Source organism: Paenarthrobacter sp. NPDC090520, assembly GCF_044769205.1.
Lineage (GTDB): Bacteria > Actinomycetota > Actinomycetes > Actinomycetales > Micrococcaceae > Arthrobacter.
This window is the reverse complement of sequence record NZ_JBIVXM010000009.1, coordinates 29,620-47,042: the sequence shown is the minus strand read 5'-3', so window position 1 is coordinate 47,042 and position 17,423 is coordinate 29,620. Positions and strand designations below refer to the sequence as shown.

General features: G+C 64.3%; 12 protein-coding genes. 3 read left to right on the top strand and 9 right to left on the bottom strand.

Features of this window, described 5'->3' with window-relative positions:
• Nucleotides 1-53 precede the first annotated feature (53 nt).
• The 3 genes from ACIQTZ_RS12795 to ACIQTZ_RS12785 form a co-directional block, all read right to left on the bottom strand.
• On the bottom strand, nt 54-1,418 hold the full coding sequence (locus tag ACIQTZ_RS12795) for a PIG-L family deacetylase (RefSeq protein WP_402981206.1): 1,365 nt from the start codon (nt 1,416-1,418) through the stop codon (nt 54-56).
• Entirely contained in the window at nt 1,412-2,479 is a 1,068-nt protein-coding gene (locus tag ACIQTZ_RS12790; protein ID WP_402981203.1) for an acyl-CoA dehydrogenase family protein, read from the bottom strand. Before ACIQTZ_RS12790 ends, ACIQTZ_RS12795 begins: the two co-directional genes overlap by 7 nt.
• Nucleotides 2,480-2,626: 147 nt before the next feature.
• A complete protein-coding gene (locus ACIQTZ_RS12785; RefSeq protein ID WP_402981200.1) occupies nt 2,627-4,714 on the bottom strand; it encodes an FG-GAP-like repeat-containing protein in 2,088 nt (695 codons plus the stop codon).
• Nucleotides 4,715-5,044: 330 nt separating this feature from the next.
• Between ACIQTZ_RS12785 and ACIQTZ_RS12780 the strand changes: the two genes are divergently transcribed.
• Both ACIQTZ_RS12780 and ACIQTZ_RS12775 read left to right on the top strand, forming a co-directional pair.
• Nucleotides 5,045-7,324, top strand: coding sequence for a SulP family inorganic anion transporter (locus ACIQTZ_RS12780; protein WP_402981197.1), 2,280 nt, complete (start codon nt 5,045-5,047; stop codon nt 7,322-7,324).
• A gap of 183 nt (nt 7,325-7,507) precedes the next feature.
• Nucleotides 7,508-8,113 carry a DUF1992 domain-containing protein gene (locus ACIQTZ_RS12775; protein WP_400336353.1) on the top strand — a complete coding sequence of 202 codons (606 nt, stop codon included), beginning with the start codon at nt 7,508-7,510 and terminating at the stop codon, nt 8,111-8,113.
• A gap of 127 nt (nt 8,114-8,240) precedes the next feature.
• Here ACIQTZ_RS12775 and ACIQTZ_RS12770 read toward each other — a convergent pair whose 3' ends face one another.
• Both ACIQTZ_RS12770 and ACIQTZ_RS12765 read right to left on the bottom strand, forming a co-directional pair.
• Entirely contained in the window at nt 8,241-9,587 is a 1,347-nt protein-coding gene (locus ACIQTZ_RS12770; protein ID WP_402981193.1) for an ammonium transporter, read from the bottom strand.
• 175 nt (nt 9,588-9,762) lie between these two features.
• Nucleotides 9,763-10,971, bottom strand: a complete 1,209-nt coding sequence (locus ACIQTZ_RS12765) for an MFS transporter (protein WP_402981516.1) — start codon at nt 10,969-10,971, stop codon at nt 9,763-9,765.
• Between the two features lie 198 nt (nt 10,972-11,169).
• Here ACIQTZ_RS12765 and ACIQTZ_RS12760 point away from each other — a divergent pair, with 198 nt between their 5' ends.
• Nucleotides 11,170-11,901 (top strand): glutamine amidotransferase, encoded by a 732-nt coding sequence (locus ACIQTZ_RS12760; RefSeq protein WP_402981190.1) that lies wholly within the window; start codon nt 11,170-11,172, stop codon nt 11,899-11,901.
• An 81-nt stretch (nt 11,902-11,982) separates the two neighbouring features.
• On the opposite strand, the gene ACIQTZ_RS12755 is transcribed toward ACIQTZ_RS12760, so the two are convergent.
• The 4 genes from ACIQTZ_RS12755 to ACIQTZ_RS12740 form a co-directional block, all read right to left on the bottom strand.
• Entirely contained in the window at nt 11,983-14,178 is a 2,196-nt protein-coding gene (locus ACIQTZ_RS12755) for a transglycosylase domain-containing protein (RefSeq protein WP_402981187.1), read from the bottom strand.
• A 107-nt stretch (nt 14,179-14,285) separates the two neighbouring features.
• On the bottom strand, nt 14,286-14,759 hold the full coding sequence (locus tag ACIQTZ_RS12750; protein ID WP_402945581.1) for a sensor histidine kinase: 474 nt from the start codon (nt 14,757-14,759) through the stop codon (nt 14,286-14,288).
• 212 nt (nt 14,760-14,971) lie between these two features.
• Nucleotides 14,972-16,534: a carbohydrate-binding domain-containing protein gene (locus ACIQTZ_RS12745; protein ID WP_402981184.1), complete on the bottom strand. Its 1,563-nt coding sequence runs from the start codon at nt 16,532-16,534 to the stop codon at nt 14,972-14,974.
• A gap of 31 nt (nt 16,535-16,565) precedes the next feature.
• A complete protein-coding gene (locus ACIQTZ_RS12740) occupies nt 16,566-17,354 on the bottom strand; it encodes a polyphosphate polymerase domain-containing protein (protein ID WP_402981181.1) in 789 nt (262 codons plus the stop codon).
• Nucleotides 17,355-17,423: the final 69 nt, after the last annotated feature.

Here is a 17,423-nt window from a genome sequence, read left to right as displayed (position 1 = left end):
CTGGCCGCCCAAGTCCAGGTGCCTGCCTGAGCCCTGCCAGCCCTCATGACCGGTCATGCCGGGCCGTCCGGCGAGACGAGTACCTCCAGGAGGAAGTCCTTCTCCCGATAGATCCCTCGGCTGGACCAGTCCAACTGCCCGCGTGCCGTCGCGTGGACTGTCTCGCCGTCCAATTGCCACCCCGAGATCGGATGCCTCCAGTGGCATAGGAGGAGAGTGCCTCCCGGGTTCATGGAGGCCTTCACGCGCTGCAGAAGCTCAGCCAGTTCTTCGGGTGCCACGTAGTAGCCCATTTCCGAGACCACCACCAGGTCGAAGCTGCCATTGGGCCATTCGTGGGGGACTGTTGCCTGAAGGGTCCGGGCATGGCGAAACCGACCGAGCCGTTCGTTTGCTTGGCCCAAGGCTTTGCTGCTGGCGTCCACGGCAAGGAACTGCCCACATCGCGGCGCCAACTCCTCGCTGAGAGTGCCAATGGAACAGCCCACTTCCAGGCCGGAGCCATAGCTTTCCTCCGGAAGCGCGGCCAGTGTCAGCGCCCGTTTCCGGCGCTCGTACCAGCTGGTGGCGTAGTTCCACGGATCAGCTTCACGGGCGTGGACCGCGTCGAAGATCTCCTCGGCATCGGCAGCCCTGTTGGATCCAGCCACGGGTGGGTGCCAAGCGAAGGTTTCCCACGATCGTGAAAAGTGCTCCAGGAAGGCGGGGGACAAGAGCGTCTCGTCTCCCGGCTGATCGGAGAGTGGTTCCGTCTGTGAAACGTGGGCGCGCATTGCCCTGCCCTTGGCCTCCCGTTCCGCGGAAGACAAAGTGACCCGCACCCACTCCTTCCACGTGACATCCTCGGGTCCGGCCCACAACCAGTACCAAATGGGGTATTCCAACAGCCCATGACCACCTTCGCCAGCTACTTCGGCGGCCACGCTGCCAAGGGTGTCGTGGTCAATGTGCCCGTCGGCCCGGTACGGAGCAACGATCACAACCTGGTCTGCCTGTGCCCCTTCATCCGCGATGGCCTGCCGGAGGGACTCGGCAATGGCCGGGCGCGACGCTGCCAATTGCCCGTCCGGAACTTCCAAATACCGCCACGTCGCGGCGGGTGCCAGCCCGGACACGGCCGTTTCGAACTCCGCGAGCCGGACAGCGGCAAGCCGGTCCGCCGTCGTCGTCGGTGAAGTGGGGTGAGACGCCTCGCCGGCGCTGCACAACAGCAGGCGGATGGAGGCGCCTGCTGCCTGGAGCTTGGCAAGAAAGCCGCCGACGCCGAGCGATTCGTCGTCGGGATGGGCGGCCAGCACCACGAACGTGGTGGCCGCCAGATCGCCGGCGCTGAGGGGCAGTTCGGGCAGCGTCCGCACGCCGCTGGCGGACCAGGCTGCTTCCGGTGTCCCGGTGTCGGTGTGCGAGAACGTCACCATGCCCGGTCTCCCTTCAGCGCCAGGGAACCGAGCTGGGCGTCGTCCCGCATGGCATGATGCTGCCGGACGTAGAGGGAAAGGTCCGCCATCTGCTTCCCGTACCATTCGTCGAACGCCAGTGGGCCGGGTCCCCGGTTTTGGGACACCAGGGCCTGGATGCGCTCGACGGCGGCAGCTACGGTTCCGCGGGCACGCTGGGCCTCGCTCCACGCGCTGGGGCCGGCGCCGGTCAGGATGGCGTCGATTCTTTCGGCGGTGCGGGCGAGGAGGGCTGCCGCCGAAGCAATGAGCCGATCGATTTCGCCGAGGTGCGCCAGTGCGAGCTGGTCCGGTTCGCGGCCCTTGTCTGCAGCATCCGTCAGGGACTGGGCGAAATCGCGTGCAAGCCCCACGGCCCCGCCAAGCCAGCAGGCGGCAACTCCAATGCCACCCCAGGCGAAGCCGGGACGCTCGTGATACCAGCCGGGTCCTTGGAGCAGCGTGGCCGGAACCTGTTCGAAGTGGACCGTCCCGCTGGGGATTTCCCGGAGGCCCCTGCTGGTCCACTCGGGCGTCTCGCAGGTGACGCCTGGCTGTTGCAGGTTGACGGCGAACGCTGCCCGTCCCTGCCCTCCGGGGAGGTGGGCCGTGATGACCGCGCCATCGAGTTGCGACGCGAGTGAGCACCATGGCTTGGCACCGTTCAGCACGTTGTTCCCGGATTGGTCCCGCGCGGCTTCCAACCTCATGCCCGGGCCTTCTGCGGCGAAGACTCCCCAGGCCCCCTCTGGTTCGGGTTGTCCTGCCTGGGCCAGAATGTGCACGGCGTCGAGATGCGGTTCCAGGACCCGGCCTGCTGCCACGTCCACTGCCGTGACGGACGCCAGGACTTCCCACAGTTTGCCTGTGCTGCCCTCGCCGGGATGGGGCGCGGTTCGGCCGATATCCTTGGCAATCTCCAGGAGAGCCGGCACATCGCCCACGAGTTCGCCCACCGCTTCGATGAGGGGCTGGAGGGCCTGCAGTTGTGCCGGTTCCGAGTTGATGCGGACGGGTTGGGCTGTGCTCGTGGATTCATCCATGGACTGCCTCCAAACTGTCGACTTTTGGTCTTGCCTGTTTGGAACCAAGCTACCCTAAGTAGCCTTAGTTTTTTGCCCTGAAACAGAAAAGGCGACGGCGGGAGGTCCCGCCGTCGCCCTTGCAACCCTCCTGATGTTCAGCGTGGGTTAAATGATCGCGTTCATGACATTCCAGCCTGAACCGACCTGAACTCGGGGCAGCCAGCCGCTCTTTCCGTTGCCCGGGTACAGCCACAGTGTTCCGGCGGCATCGCGGGCCAGGAGGTCAACGTTGCCGTCGCCGTTGAAGTCGCCGGGCGTTGCTATTGCTGTCATGACGTTCCAGCCCCAGCCAATTTCAACGCCCTGGCCAAAGGAGGTCCTCGGATGGCCGTCGAAACTCTGCAATGTGCCGTTGGCATCGCGGGTCAGCAGGTCTTGGACGCCGTCCTTGGTGAGGTCGCCGGGGCCGGAGAGGTAGTTCATGCCGTTCAGACCGCTCCCAACGAACCAGGTTTGCAGCCATCCGCTACGACCGTTGCCCCGGTAAAGCAAAAGGTCTCCGCTCGGGCCCCCCGCGACGATATCTGCGTTTCCGTCTAGATCGTAGTCGCCAATGCCTGAAATGGCGGTCATGTAATTCCAGCCCTGGCCCACTTGGACACGCGCCAGCCAGCCGCCTTTGCCGTTCCCTGGATACAGCCACAAAGCGCCGCCGGAATCACGGGCCAACACGTCGGCCTTACCGTCACCGTTGAAATCCCCGGGGGTGACGAGTGCTGTCATGGCGTTCCAGCCTTGGCCGACCTTGGATGGCGGCTGCCAGCCACCGCTGCCGTTTCCGGGGTAGAGCCACAGATCCCCGTTGCTGTTCCGCGCCAGGATGTCGGGCTTTTTGTCGCCGTTGAAGTCGTGCCTGACGTCATCAGGGGAGACCGTAATGGTGAACGTTGGACTCACGGCATCCGGGCTGAATCCGTTGGTTGCGGAAACGCTGAAGGTGAACTTTCCGGCCCTGGTCGGAACTCCCTCAAGTAACCCGCCTTCAAGGGTCAGGCCGGGAGGAAGTGACCCGGAGGCAACCTTGAAGGAGATGCCGTAGGAGCCCTTGGCAGAGAATGCGAAGCTATACTGGGCGCCCACCCTTCCCTTTTCCGGAGGTGCGCCGGACGTGATGACAGGAGGGATATCCCTGCCGTCAATGACCACTATGTCGCTGGTGTCCTGATTATTGGCGCGATACAGGTCAGGGACGAAGACGGTGTTTGTTTTCGTATTCACGGCCATCCGACCGGGGATATGGAAACCCGGCACAAAGGTGGCCGAGTTGGTCGCGCCGGCGAACATCCGGACCCGCCATTGATACTGATCGGAGACGTAGATCTTGTTGCTTGCTTCATTGACGGCGAGGGAGATCGAATAGTCACCGGTGGGAACCGTGGCTACTGAATGGGTTCTCCCGTCCAGTACGGTCAAGCTCGCATCCGCGAAGTTGAGGGCGTAGACCTTGTTGGTTGTGCGATTGACTGCCAATTCCTGGGGGCTGGTACCGGCGCCTGTCGGCACTACGGTACTCTGCTGCGTGGCCCCGTCGAAAACTATGATGGACCGTTCCCAGCGGCAGGCAACATACACCGTGTTGGTGACATCGTTGACCGCTACTGCGTAGGCCGTATCACATGCGTTGACCTTGGTCATTGCGTTCGTTGAGCCGTTCAGAATGCTCAGGCTTCCATCAAAGTTGACGGCATAGACGGTGTTGGTCTTCTCGTTCACCGCCAGTTGGAAGGCTCCGCTCGAAGGAACTTTTCTGATGGTGTTTGTGGCACCATCAATCACACTGATGCCGCTGCTGTGTGGGACGTAGATCTTGTTGGTCGTTTCATTCACCGCAGGTTTGCCGGCCAACTCCGAGAGTTGGATCTTCGTACTGGTACCGGAGCTGCCATCGATGACCGACACAGAGGTTTCGCCGTAATTCTGCACGTAGACCTTGTTGGTCGCCTCGTTGACCACCAGTTCGCGGGGCTCGGTTCCCACGGGAACGGTCTTCCGCGCTTTGCTGGTCGGATCAATGATGGTGACCGTGTTTGCCGCGTCATTGCTGGCAAAGACCGTGTTGGTTATTTCGTTGACGGCCAAGGCGAATACCCTTTGGCCAACTGGCACCCGGTCGGAGACGATGTCCGCCTCAGCGGCAGGCGTGACGCCCACCATGAGGCCAGCGATTGCGAGAGTTGCTGTCAGCAAACCCACGACACGGCGCGGTGCACCTTCAGCAGGAAAAGCAGAAAAACCCAGAGCAGCCAAAGGCTCAAACCCCTCAAAAATTAAAACGCGACCATCGCGTCAACCTGCGAAGTCTATATGGCCAGGGAGCCATGCCTGGTATCGGGTGAAAGTGCGGGGGAAGGGGAGCGGATCCGCGGGTGCCCCAACGCGTTCGGCCCCCGTATAAGTTCCCCTTTATCGCCATGTGAAGCCTCTCATTCACAACTTTTGTCAAATCTGTCACATCAGCTTGTCACTCAGCATGACAACTTTCCTACGCTGAAGGGGTCCACTTTCCGAGCCAAGGAGATTCCCATGCCGCAGGCATCCAAGACAGCAAACGACGCCCACAGCCCGCCCGGCGCCAAACCCGGCGTCAAACCCAGCTTCCTCAGCAACCTCGGCGCCGATTTTCCGGCGTCCCTGGTTGTCTTCCTCGTAGCACTCCCACTGTCCCTGGGAATCGCTGCCGCATCAGGTGCCCCCATCATGGCAGGCCTCATCGCAGCCGCCGTCGGTGGCATCGTCGCCGGAACGCTCGGCGGCTCAGTCCTTCAGGTGAGTGGCCCCGCGGCCGGCCTGACCGTCGTCGTCGCCGGTTTGGTTGCCGAGTTCGGCTGGCAGGTGACCTGCGCGATCACGGCGGCTGCCGGCGTCGTGCAGTTGCTCCTGGGCCTGAGCCGCGTTGGGCGGGCCGCGCTGGCAGTGTCGCCAGTGGTGGTCAAGGCAATGCTCGCCGGCATTGGGATCACCATCATCCTCCAGCAAATCCACGTACTGCTGGGCGGCCAGGCCGCAGGGTCCGCCGTCGAAAACCTGGCGGGGCTGCCCGCCGCCATTACCGCCGTCGAACTGCACTCCGCGCTCCTGGGCCTGGCAGTGGTCGTCATTTTGCTCGGCTGGAAGTACCTCCCGGCCGCGGTGCGCAAGGTGCCTGGACCGCTGGCCGCCGTCGTGGCCGTGACCGCCGTGTCCGTCGCGGTGGCGCCCGGCGTGGAGCGGATCAGTTTCAGCGGTTCCATTCTTGATGCCGTGGCGTTGCCCAGCCTGCCCGAAGGCAACTGGCGCGGGGCCGTCATGGCGGTCATTACCGTGGCCCTGATAGCGAGCATCGAGTCGCTGTTGTCCGCCGTCGCCGTGGACAAAATGCACACCGGTGCACGGACCAACCTCAACCGCGAATTGGTTGGCCAGGGTTCGGCCAACGTGGTGTCCGGTCTTTTGGGCGGCCTTCCCGTAACCGGCGTGATTGTCCGCAGTGCCACGAACGTCGAGGCCGGTGCGAAGTCGCGTGCTTCTGCCGTATTACATGGCGTGTGGGTGCTCGTGTTCTCGGCGTTGTTCGCGGGCATGATCCAGCTGATCCCCTTGTCCGTGCTGGCCGGGCTCTTGTTGGTGATCGGCGCCAAGCTGGTCAAGATTGCCGACATCAAGACGAGCCTCCGCACCGGTGATCTCCTGGTCTACGCCGTGACGCTCGTGTGCGTGGTGGTCCTGAACCTGCTGGAAGGCGTGATCATTGGCCTGGCACTCGCGGCGCTGTGCGTGCTGTGGCGGGTCCTGCGAACACAGATCCACGCCCATGCCCCGGTCGCGCCGGGGACGCCGTGGCGTGTGACGATCGCCGGGTCCTGCAGCTTCTTCGCGTTGCCCCGGTTGAGCCGGGTTCTGGGTTCGGTGCCCGAGGGCGCCGACGTCGTGGTGGAGCTCAACGCCGACTACCTCGACCACGCCTTCCGTGAGACCTTGCTTGCCTGGCGGGCCCAGCACCGCAGCACGGGAGCTTCCGTCAGCATCGAGGAGCACGGCAGTACCACCTTCACTGATGCTGCGGACAACACGCCCCAGCGTCAGGACCTGCGGGAGTTCCCCTTGCCGCCGCGGGCGTCGTGGGAGCCTTCCGTGGCGGCTGGCACAGCGGACGACGACGGCGACCGGCACCCGCCGCTGCGGTCAATCCTCCTGGGCATCGACAAGTACCATCGCCGCCACGCAGACAAGGTCCGGCCCCTCGTCCAGGACCTCACCGATGGACAGAACCCGGACACCCTCTTTGTTGCGTGCGTGGATTCGCGTGTGAACCCGAACCTGATCACCAGCAGCGGCCCGGGTGACCTGCTGACGCTGCGGAACATCGGCAACGTGGTCTGCAGCGATGACCACGATGCCTCCATTGATTCCACCCTGACCTTTGCCGTGAAGGCCTTGTCAGTGGACTCGATCGTGGTGTGCGGGCACTCCAACTGCGGGGCCATGAAGGCCGTCCTGGCTGATGCCTCGGGGTCGGCCCCGGCCCTTGGCTCCGGGTTCGATGCCTGGCTGGAACACGCGCGGCCCAGCTACCGGGCGTTGGTGGACAACCACCCTGTGGCGTTGGCCGCCAAGGCCGCCGGGTTCAGCCGCCTCGACCAGCTCAGCATGGTCAACGTCGCCGTGCAGTTGGGGAAGCTCGAGCAACACCCCGTCACCGGCCCGGCCTTGGCTGCCGGACAACTCGAAGCCACAGGGTTGTTCTACGACATCTGCACGGCCCGGGTTGTCCTGGTGACACCCGAGGGGATTGAGCAACTGGATCCGAGCATGGCCGTTCGCTGATTTCGTGGCGACCCTGTGTGCCGCCACCACCCACTTTCACCTCAGGAGCGCCCCGACACGCCGTACCACGCGGCAGCTAGGGGTGTTCATGTCCCAAAGTAGGTGGTGGCGGCACGGCTGTTTGGAGTCCGCACCTGTGGGGAATACTGGATAAGAGACCACGACTCCGGCAAAGGACGATTCGTGAGAGGCGGTGGGCCCGTGGACCACGAAGGCAGCAAACGACGCCTGGAACGCGCCGCCGAACTCCGGGCCGGGCGATCAACCGGAGGCAACGCCCAGGAACGGGCAGAGCTCGACGCCGACGATGCCCTCCGCGAGAAGCGTCGGAAAGTCAACGAGGCCGCCCGCGCCGACTATCTGGTCCGCGAAGCCATGGCCCAGGGTAAGTTCGACAACCTCAAATATGCCGGCAAACCCATCCCCGGACTCGGCAAAGGCTACGACCCCGACTGGTGGGTCAAAGGACTCATCCAGCGCGAGCAGATCAGTGGCCTGGGACCGCCGGCCATTCTGCTGCGCCTCGAGGACGCTGAACTGGAGTCAAAGCTGGACCAGTTCCTCATGGAGAAGCAGGTCCGCGAAACGCTCGAGGACTTCAACAAACGGGTGATCGAAGCCCGGCGCCAGTTGCAGGGCGGCCCGCCGGTGATCACCAAGCTTCGGGACGTGGAGTTGGAAGTACAGCGTTGGCGTGACCGGCGTGCCGCAGCCGCCCCGCCCGAAACCGGACCTGAACCGCCGTCGAAACGCAGTTGGTGGCAGCGCCTCTGGAACGGGCCCAACTAGGTCGCACTAGTGCGCGTTTTCAGCGGTCTAAACGCGCACAACTGCGACCTACTTGGGTGGGGACGGCGCAACAGCGGACGACGGCGGCACTCGCGTACCGCCGTCGTCCGCTGTTCCGTGGGGGAGACTAGGCGAAGCTGTCTTCCTTGGCCGAACCCGAGGCAGGCTCAGCGGCGGGTCCAGCCGGAGCCGGCTTGCGCTTGATCAGCGAGGACAGGTGCGCCTGCTGCTGCCGGAAGTGCCCGTGGGGTGTGAGCCCGAATTCGTAGGCGGACTCTGCGTGCTGGGTGAGGTCCACGCCGGTGACCTCGTGCTCGTGGGTGACGCGGAAGCCGATGGTCTTGTGGATGGCCCGGCCGATCACCAGGGTGCCCAAGCCGGAGAGCAGGATGGTGACCAGCACTGCGACGATCTGCGCGATCAACTGCTGGGGGCCGCCGCCGTAGAGGAGGCCGCCGCCGACGCCGTCCTGCGGGAGTGCGATGAAGCCGAGCGACAAGGTGCCGATGACGCCGGCGCCGAAGTGCACCCCCACCACATCGAGGGAGTCGTCGAAGCCGAACTTGTACTTCAGGTCCACAAAAACGCAGCAGGCGGCACCGGCCACGAGGCCAAGGCACAGCGCGGCAAGCGGGCTGATGTTGGCACAGGACGGGGTGATGGCGACCAAGCCGGCCACGACGCCGGAGGCTGCACCCAGGGACGTGGGGTGACCGTGGCGGATCTTCTCCACGACGAGCCAGCTGAGCATGGCCGCGGCGGGAGTCACCAAGGTGTTGTTCCAGATGAGGCCGGCCTGCTCGGCGGTGGTTGCGGCTCCGCCGTTGAAACCGAACCAGCCAAACCACAGGATGGCTGCGCCGATCATGATGAACGGGACGTTGTGCGGGCGGTGGTTGGGGTCCTTCGCGAATCCGTGACGCTTTCCCACGATCAATGCGAGGACAAAAGCTGCGGTTCCCGAGCTGACTTCAACCACGGCGCCACCGGCAAAGTCGATGACCTGGCCGAAGATGTCGGTGAGGGCGCCGCCAGCACTCATGAGGCCACCGCCCCAGATCATGTAGGCCAGGGGGCAGTAGACCACTGTGACCCAGATCGGGACGAACACGGCCCAGGCGCCGAACTTGGCACGATCGGCGATGGCCCCGCTGATGAGCGCCACGGTGATGATCGCGAACGTCGCGGCGAAGCCCGCCTTGATGAGATCCGGGGTGCCCACCAGGTCCTGGAGGCCGAAGTGTGCGAAGGGGTTGCCGAAGAGGCCCAGGATGCCGTCGCCGGTGGTCATCGAGTAGCCCCACAGGACCCACACCACACCGACGATGCCGGCGGAGATGAAGCTCATCATGATCATGTTCAGGGCCGCCTTGGCGCGGGTCATGCCACCGTAGAAGAGGCCGAGGCCCGGGGTCATGAAAAGCACCATTGCCGATGACAACATCAGCCAGACGTTTTGCGCAGAGATCTCCACCTGCGTTTCCCTTCTGATCAAGCCTGTCCGTGACGGGCCTGGAAATGTCGGCCCTCGCTACCCCCGGGTTCAATATTCGGTGAGCTATGTTTCCGACTCAGAAGAGCTAAGTTGCAGAAAAGTTACAGAAATCCGGCCTTCGTGAAGATCGCGTGACTGGCATGTTTCGGTGATGTTAACGGCGCTTCTCGCGGCCCCCGGCCGGGTACCCGCCGCGGCGGCTCGCCATGATGATTACCAGCGCGACGGCGGTGGGCAGCGCGGCCGCCAGCGGCACCAACTGCGCACCGAGCAGGGTGAGGGCCAAGGCTCCGTATCCTGCACCCACCGCGATGCCCACCTGGATGGTCACCACAGTGAGCCCATTGGCCGCGTCTTTGTGTTCGCCGCCCGCGCGGAGGATCGCCGCCTGGTTGTAGATACCCATGGCGCCGAAGGACACACCCCAGAGGACCATGAGGGCGAACATGCCAGCGGTCGAGGTGCCCAGTACGGGCAGCAGCGCGAACGCCAGCAAGAGAAGCCCGACGGCGGCAATCACCGAACGCCGTGGGTGGGAATCTGCGGTCAGGCCGGCGATCCAGATGCCCAGCAACCCGGAGACGCCCACCACGGACAGTGAGACTCCGGTGAGTGCCTCGGGCAGTCCCGATGCCAGGAGGAAGGGGGCCACATAGGTGAACAACGTGAAATGAGCGAGCAACAACAGCGGCCAGGCCGTGGCAACTGCGATGACGCCGGGCAGCTTGAGGGCAGCACGGATGGAGGGGGCTTTGTGGTTTCCGGGGTCATGCGCGGCAGGCAGCAGCCAGAACGCAAGGAACGCGAGCAGCACACCCACTCCGGCAAGGACAATGAAGGACGCCCGCCACGTCATGAGTGTCCCCATCAGGGTGCCGATCGGGGCGCCGACGGCCAAGGCGATGCTGGTGCCACTGAACACCACGGCCATGGACTTGCCCACGGAATGCGCCGGGACGATCCGCGCAACGTAGGGAGCCATGCTGGACCACAGCATGCCGTGGGCGATGCCGCCGAGCAGACGGGCAACTACCGCTACAGCCAGCGTCGGACTCAGTGCCAACAGGATGTTGCTGAGGGCAAAGACCAGGACGGTGCCGATGAGCAGGGTCTTGCGGGGAACCCTGCCGCCCAGAAGGCGCGATAAGGGCAGCGCGGTAAACACAATGATCGCTGCGTAGGCAGCGGTCAGCGAACCCACCGCCGATTCATCCACTCCAAGGTCGCGACTGATCTGCGGCAGGAGCCCCGAAGGCAGGAGTTCCGTGGTCACCGCCGTGAACCCGGCGGCCGCAAGCACCAACAAACCGCCCCACGGGATCTTGGTGGGGCGTTGGCTTGGTACCGGATTCTGGGGCGTCACCTCGTTCGGTGACTTGTTGTGCTGGGATGTGACCACGGCGGGGTCCTGCGTCAAAGATGCTCCTTGGGGATGAATCACGTATTCGGGGCGTTAGCGTGAACAATTCCAACGCTACGCAATTTGTTCCCGCGCAGGGAGTGTCTGCCAGACCTACCCATTTACTTGGAATGTCGCGGCGTCCTCCCGCAGACTGGGGCTGTGAAGCCCTTCCTTTTGCTGGCGACCCGGGCCGAAGACGCCGCAGCCGACGACGAGTACCTGGCCTATCTGCGATATTGCGGACTCGAAGAATCTGAATTGGTCCGTGTGAGGCTGGAAGCAGGGCCAATGCCTGCCATTAACTTGGACCACTACTCCGGCGTGATCGTGGGAGGAAGCCCCTACACCTCCAGCGATCCTGTGGAGGAGAAGAGCCCGGCCCAACTCCGGGTCGAAGCCGAACTTTCCGAGCTCCTGGACCGCATTGTTGAGCAGGACTTCCCCTTCCTGGGCGCCTGCTACGGGGTTGGCACGCTGGGTGTACATCAGGGCGCCACCATCGACCGACGATTTGGTGAACCTGTGGGACCTGCTGAGATCAAACTGACCGCCGAAGGTGAACGTGATCCGCTGCTCGCCGGGTTGCCGCACACCTTCGAAGCCTTCGTGGGGCACAAGGAGGCCTGCAGCAAACTCCCCGGCCACGCCGTCCTCCTGGCGAGTTCCGCCGCCTGCCCTGTGCACATGTTCCGCATCAAGAGCAACCTCTACGCCACCCAGTTCCACCCCGAACTCGACGTCGAGGGCCTGGTCACCCGGATCACCATCTACAAGGACGCAGGCTACTTCCCGCCACACCAGGCCGAGGAGCTCATCGAGACCGCCCGGCAGACCTCGATCACCGAACCCATGCGGGTCTTGAGGAACTTCACGGAACGCTACGCCCGCTAACCAACCCACGACGGCGGCAGGTCGCCGTCGTGGGTTAACCCGCCTGTCGATCGCAGCGGCTGTCGCTACGCCCGGGTGAGCTTACCGCCCCGTCAACCGGGGCACGGCGGGTGCCGTGGTGATGGGCGCGGGCGCCGGCGGGGGAGCCGGGGCATTGAAGGCGCCGCTGGGGTAGAGCGCCGTGGCCTCCATCATGTAGTTGGCCCACTGCGGCCCGGCGATCATGTACCCGTCCAAGGACTTGTAGAACTTCCCGTTGATGGTGACGCCCTGCCCCGCGCGCTGCTGGCCCGCCGAGGTGTCACCAAAGAACGAAGCCGTGGCCAAACGTGTGGTGTACCCGGCAACCCAGGTGGCGCCGTTGTTGTTGGACGTTCCTGTCTTGGCCGCTACCGGTACCTGGCTCTGCACCTTCGGGTTGATGTAGACGCCCGATCCCATCTTCAACACGTCCTGCAACACAGAGGTGACGCCTCGCGCCACGGCCGGCTTCACGGCATCGCGGCATTCGGTTTTTTGGGCGTCGTACTTGCGGCCTTGGGAATCGGTGATGTCGGAGATGGCGATGGGCTTGCAGTAGGTGCCGTCATTGGCGAAGGTGGCGTAGGCGGAAGCCAACACCACGGGCGCAACCCCGATGGAGCCCAGCAGGTTGCCGATCTGGTGCATGTTCACGGGGGCGTTGTCGAGGCCGCTGTGCAGGCCCACGGTGTCCACCATGCGTTGGATGCCGCAGAAGTCCAGCTGGGCAGCCGTGGCGAAGGTGGCCGTGTTGATGGAGTTGTAGAGCCCGTAGTTGATGGGCATGGGGCGGTAGTAGCCGGCGTCGTTGTTCTGCAGGTCATCGTCGGCGCCGAGGTTCTGGGCCTTCTGCGCTGAACTGTAACCGCCAAGGACGCGGCCGCAACTGTCACGCCACGGAAAGCCCACGGGGTAGACCCTGCGTGAGGCATCGACAATGGCCGTGGGGTTTTTGCCCTCATTAAGCCACTCTGCATAGATGAAGGGCTTCATGGTGGAACCTGGCTGGAAGCCGCCCGCACCGTTGAGGTCGTAGCCGTTCTCGTCCTTGGCGTCCACGTTGAAGTTCAGCTGGGTATCGTACTTGCCCGGCTCTGGAACGAACACCGTGTTCTGGGCCATGGCCAGGATTCGCCCGGTCCCCGGCTCCACGGTGGTCATGGCCGCCCCCCACTTGTCCGGGTTGTCCCCGGCAGAGGCATCCACTTGTGCCTGTGCTGCGGCCTGCAAGCGGCTGTCCAAGGTGGTCTTGATGACGAGCCCGCCGCGGTACAGGAGGCGCTCGCGGTCTGCCATGGTGGCGCCGTAGGCGTCGTTGTTCAGGATCAGGTGGGATACGTAGTCACAGAAGTAGGTGGCGATCACGGCCCCGGCGCAACCCTGCAGCGAGGGGGTGATCTTGAGTTCCACCGGCGTTGCCACGGCCGCGTCGTGGTCCGCCTGGTTGATCACGTGCTGTTCCAGCATCCGGTCCAGGACGATGTTGCGCCGTGCAATGGCTGCGTTGGGGTCAACCGTGGGGTCGTAGATGCTGGGTCCGTTGACCAGGCCCGCCAGCATGGCCGCTTGCGGCAGGTTGAGATCTTTCGCGGAAACGCTGAAGAAGTATCGTGAGGCAGCTTCGATCCCGTAGGCGTTGCGGTTGAAGAACACGATGTTGAGGTAGCCCTCGAGGATCTGGTCCTTGCTGAACCGCTTCTCCAATTCCAATGCCAGCTTGATTTCGCGGAGTTTGTCTCCCATGGTCTTCTGGCCGCTGAGCACCACGTCCTCCGGTCTGCCTTGCGAGAGCCGGGATTCGTTGAGGACGTTGGTGACGTACTGCTGGGTCAGCGTGGAGGCCCCTTGCCGGGTGCCTTTGGTGAGATTGGAGGTCAGCGCGCGCATGATGCCCTGCGCGTCCACGCCAGCGTGCTGGTAGAAGCGGTTGTCCTCAATGGCAACGATTGCCTGCCGGATGAACGGCGACATCTGGTCCAGTGGAACCTTGACGCGGTTCTCGGCGTAGAAGGTGGCGATGGGCGTCCCGTCGGAGGCCACCACGGTGCTGGACAGGGACGGGGAGTTGACGTCGAGTTGGCTGGGCAAGCTCTCGTAGAAACCGATGGACCCACCCACCGTGGTGCTGGTGAACGCAACCACCGGGACCACCAGCCCGGAGATCAACACGCCACAGAGGAAGCTGATGAAGAAGAACCCAAAGAGCCTGAACAGGAACCTGCCCAAACCGATGCGTTGACCCTTGTTCCGTGCCATTTTCCTGCCGTTCCGTCCGGATTCCTGGCTGAAAAGTAGCTACAGAATACGTCCGGTCCGGCCATCGATCCATGGTTGGGGTGGCCAAACAAGGTCCCAATAAGGACTCAATCCAGCGGCAGCGTCACGCTCACACTGGTGCCGCGCCCAAGCTCCGATTCGATGTCGACTGTCCCGCCGGCGTCGTGAACCGCAAGGGACATGAGCAGGAGGCCAAAGCCGTGACGCCGTCCGCTGGGGGCCGCGTGGATCTCGAAGCCAGTACCGTCGTCCGAGACCGTGAGCTGGATGCCGTGGTAAACCGCGTTGAGCCGGATGGTGAGTTGGCTGGCATCGGCGTAGTTGAGGGTGTTGCTGAAAGTCTCTTGGGCCACGTGGTAGAGCAGTCCCGCGGAGGCCGAAGAGATCTCGATGCCGTGGTGGGGGATGTCCCAGTGGACCTCAACCCCGGAGCGCCGGAGTGGTTCGGCCAGCCGGTCGATGCATCCCGCCACACCCAGTGCGTGGAAATCCACGGGATGCTGGTCCTGGATGATGCCTTTCACGGCCCTCACATCCGTTGGAGCTTCTGCCTGTTCCATTTCTTCCCCCACGTCGTTGTGTCCTGCTGGTTATTCGTTGCCGAAACCCCCAGGTATGGGTGCTTCGCCTGAAACCAGAGTCACGCCGCAACATCAAGGAACAGGTCCGTTTGGCTCAATTTCCCATCAAGTTTGTGGGGCCCGACGGCGGCACGTGCGTACCGCCGTCGGGCGCTGTTCTTCGTGCGCCCGGGGACGTATCTACTTGAGACTTACCGCCGGCCTCCAGGGCCCTGAGCCTGGGTGTACTGCCCGGCGGCAACGGTCCCCATGGACTCGGCGCCGTCGATGGAACCTGTGGTCAGCCCGGCCTTGGCGTCAGCACTGCCTCCCGTGTACACCGTGTACGTCTGGCCGTCACTGATGGCGGAGGAGGAGTAGACCAGGGACGCGATGGTCTTGGTGGTCACGAACGTTGCCACCACCTTGCCGGAGGAATCCACAAGGTGGATCGGGGTCCCGGCCGCAACGGAGGAGTTGAAGGTCAGCTGCACGCCGGACTGGGTGGACGTGGTTCCCGGGGTCACGGCCATGCCCGCGCTGCCGGCCGCGGCAACCGTTCCACCAGTGACGGTGAGGTCTCCGTTCACGTCCAGCGCGCCGTTGCCGTCATTCGTGGGACCGTTCACCACGATGGTTCCGCCGGAGATGGTGGCGCTGCCGTTGGAGTCCAGGCCGTCGCCCTCGGAGTTGATGGTCAAGGTTCCGCCGGAGACGTCCACGGTGTAGTCGCCGGCCTCCTGAGAGCCGCCGCCCATGCCGCCGCCCGGTCCGCCCATGCCCGTATCAGCGGAAGTGGAGGACGAACCGCCCGCTGCGTTCACGCCGTCGTCGTTGGACGTGATGGTGGTGTCGCCGCCGGAGACCACGATGTGCTGCGCTTCAAGCCCCTCCTCGGATGTGGCCACCGTGACAGTCCCACCGGAAACAGTGAGTGTGTTGTACGCCTTGACGCCGTCGTCGCCGGCATTGACGGTCAACGATCCACCGCTCACCAGCAGCCAGCCGCGGCCTTCGTCCGTGTCGTTGTCCGATTTCACGCCATCGTCGCCCGCCGTCACGGTGTAGGTGCCATCCAGCAGGGCCGTGTAGTCCTTGCCGCGGATACCGTCGTCGGCGGCGTTCACGGTGACGTTCCCCGAGGCCAGGACCAGTCCGTTCTTGGAGACGATGCCGTCCTTGTACTTTCCGTTGACGCTGAGCGAGCCGGGGCCGGCAATGGTCAGGTCGGCCATGGAATAGAGGGCGGCATTGGGTGCGTCGTCACCTTGGTCGGCGTACGTGGAAGCGTCCGTGAGCGTGTTGGAGGTGCCGTCCTGCAGATACACAATGGCCTCATCGGCGCTCTGGACCACGAAAGGCGAGCCGGTGGAGTTACCCAGCTCCACGCCGTCGAGAATAATCCGCACCGTATCCGAGTCACCGGCGGCCACCACGATCTTTCCGTCCGTCAGCGAGCCGCTCAGGCGGTAGGTCCCGGCGGCGCTGATGGTCACAGTGTTGCCGTCCAATGCCACCCCACTGGTGTTTGACGACGTCACTTTGCTGCCGCCGTCGGACAGGCTGATGGCCACTTCCGACGCGGTGTCCCACGTGAGGTCGTCGCTGTCGAAGTGGGTGTCCTCGGAGATGGTGGAGGCGTTGACTACTTGCTGGGTGGACGAGGTAGAGGTGGTGCCGGTGGATGTAGACGAGGTCGCGGCGGTGGAGCAACCTGCCAGCGAAACAGCGAGGGCGACGGCGGCAACGGAAAGGTAGGTACGGAGGGAGCGCATGGTGTCTTCCTAAGGGTGGGAGGGGTAGAGGTCAGTTGGCGGGCCGCAGGGGCAGGCGGCGTCGTAGGGTCTGGTTCCAGCGGTTGGCCGGCAGCTCGGGGTGGAGGGCTGCCATGCCCGTGGCGAACTTGGAGATCCGGCAGGGGCGGACACCATGTGCCCACAAATGCCTGTCCAGCGGCCCGGGGGCTGAGCCGGACTTCGTCTCCACCACCACGGCGTTGTCCAGCACCCACGGTTGGCCGTCGGGACGCTGCCACGTGACATCGGTATCGATCGTCGCGCGGCTGCCCGAGTCCGGCAGGTACAGCGTGGTGCGGTGGTAGGCGGTGGACAGCACGGGCTCCATGGGGCCGAACTCCACGTCCCCGATCGCCGCGGCCAGGGTTTCGTTCACATAGGCCAGGCCTTCGTCGGTGAGCCGGTCACGGTCGCAGGGTTCGTAGGGAATCCGTTCCTTGACGGTGGCTTTGCGGGCTCCTTCGGTCTTGACTTCCAGGAAGCTCACGGCGCTGTCCACGTACGTTCGGGTGCGGACCTTGAACCGCCGGCGCCTGCCATGCGCCGCCATCATGTAGCTGTCCAGTTCCGGGGTGTCGAAGTAGACGGAGTCGTAGGCGAACGTCCGGCTGCCGTCCATCTCCAGCACGCGTGCCTCGGTGGTGAAGCCGGCGAAGATCCGGCGGGCGCTCGCCGAGGGGACCAGGTACTTGCGGTCCACCCGGGTCAGCAGCGCGGCTTCGGTTGTCAGCTCTTCAAGCCCGACGGCGGGAAGCTGGCTGAGGTGCGGAATGACGGGGGCTGCGTCGGGGCGGCTCATGCGACACCTGCCGAGGTGTGGCGCTCGGCTTGCTCCGCTTGCTGCGCGGTGTGCTGGTGGGGCTGTGCC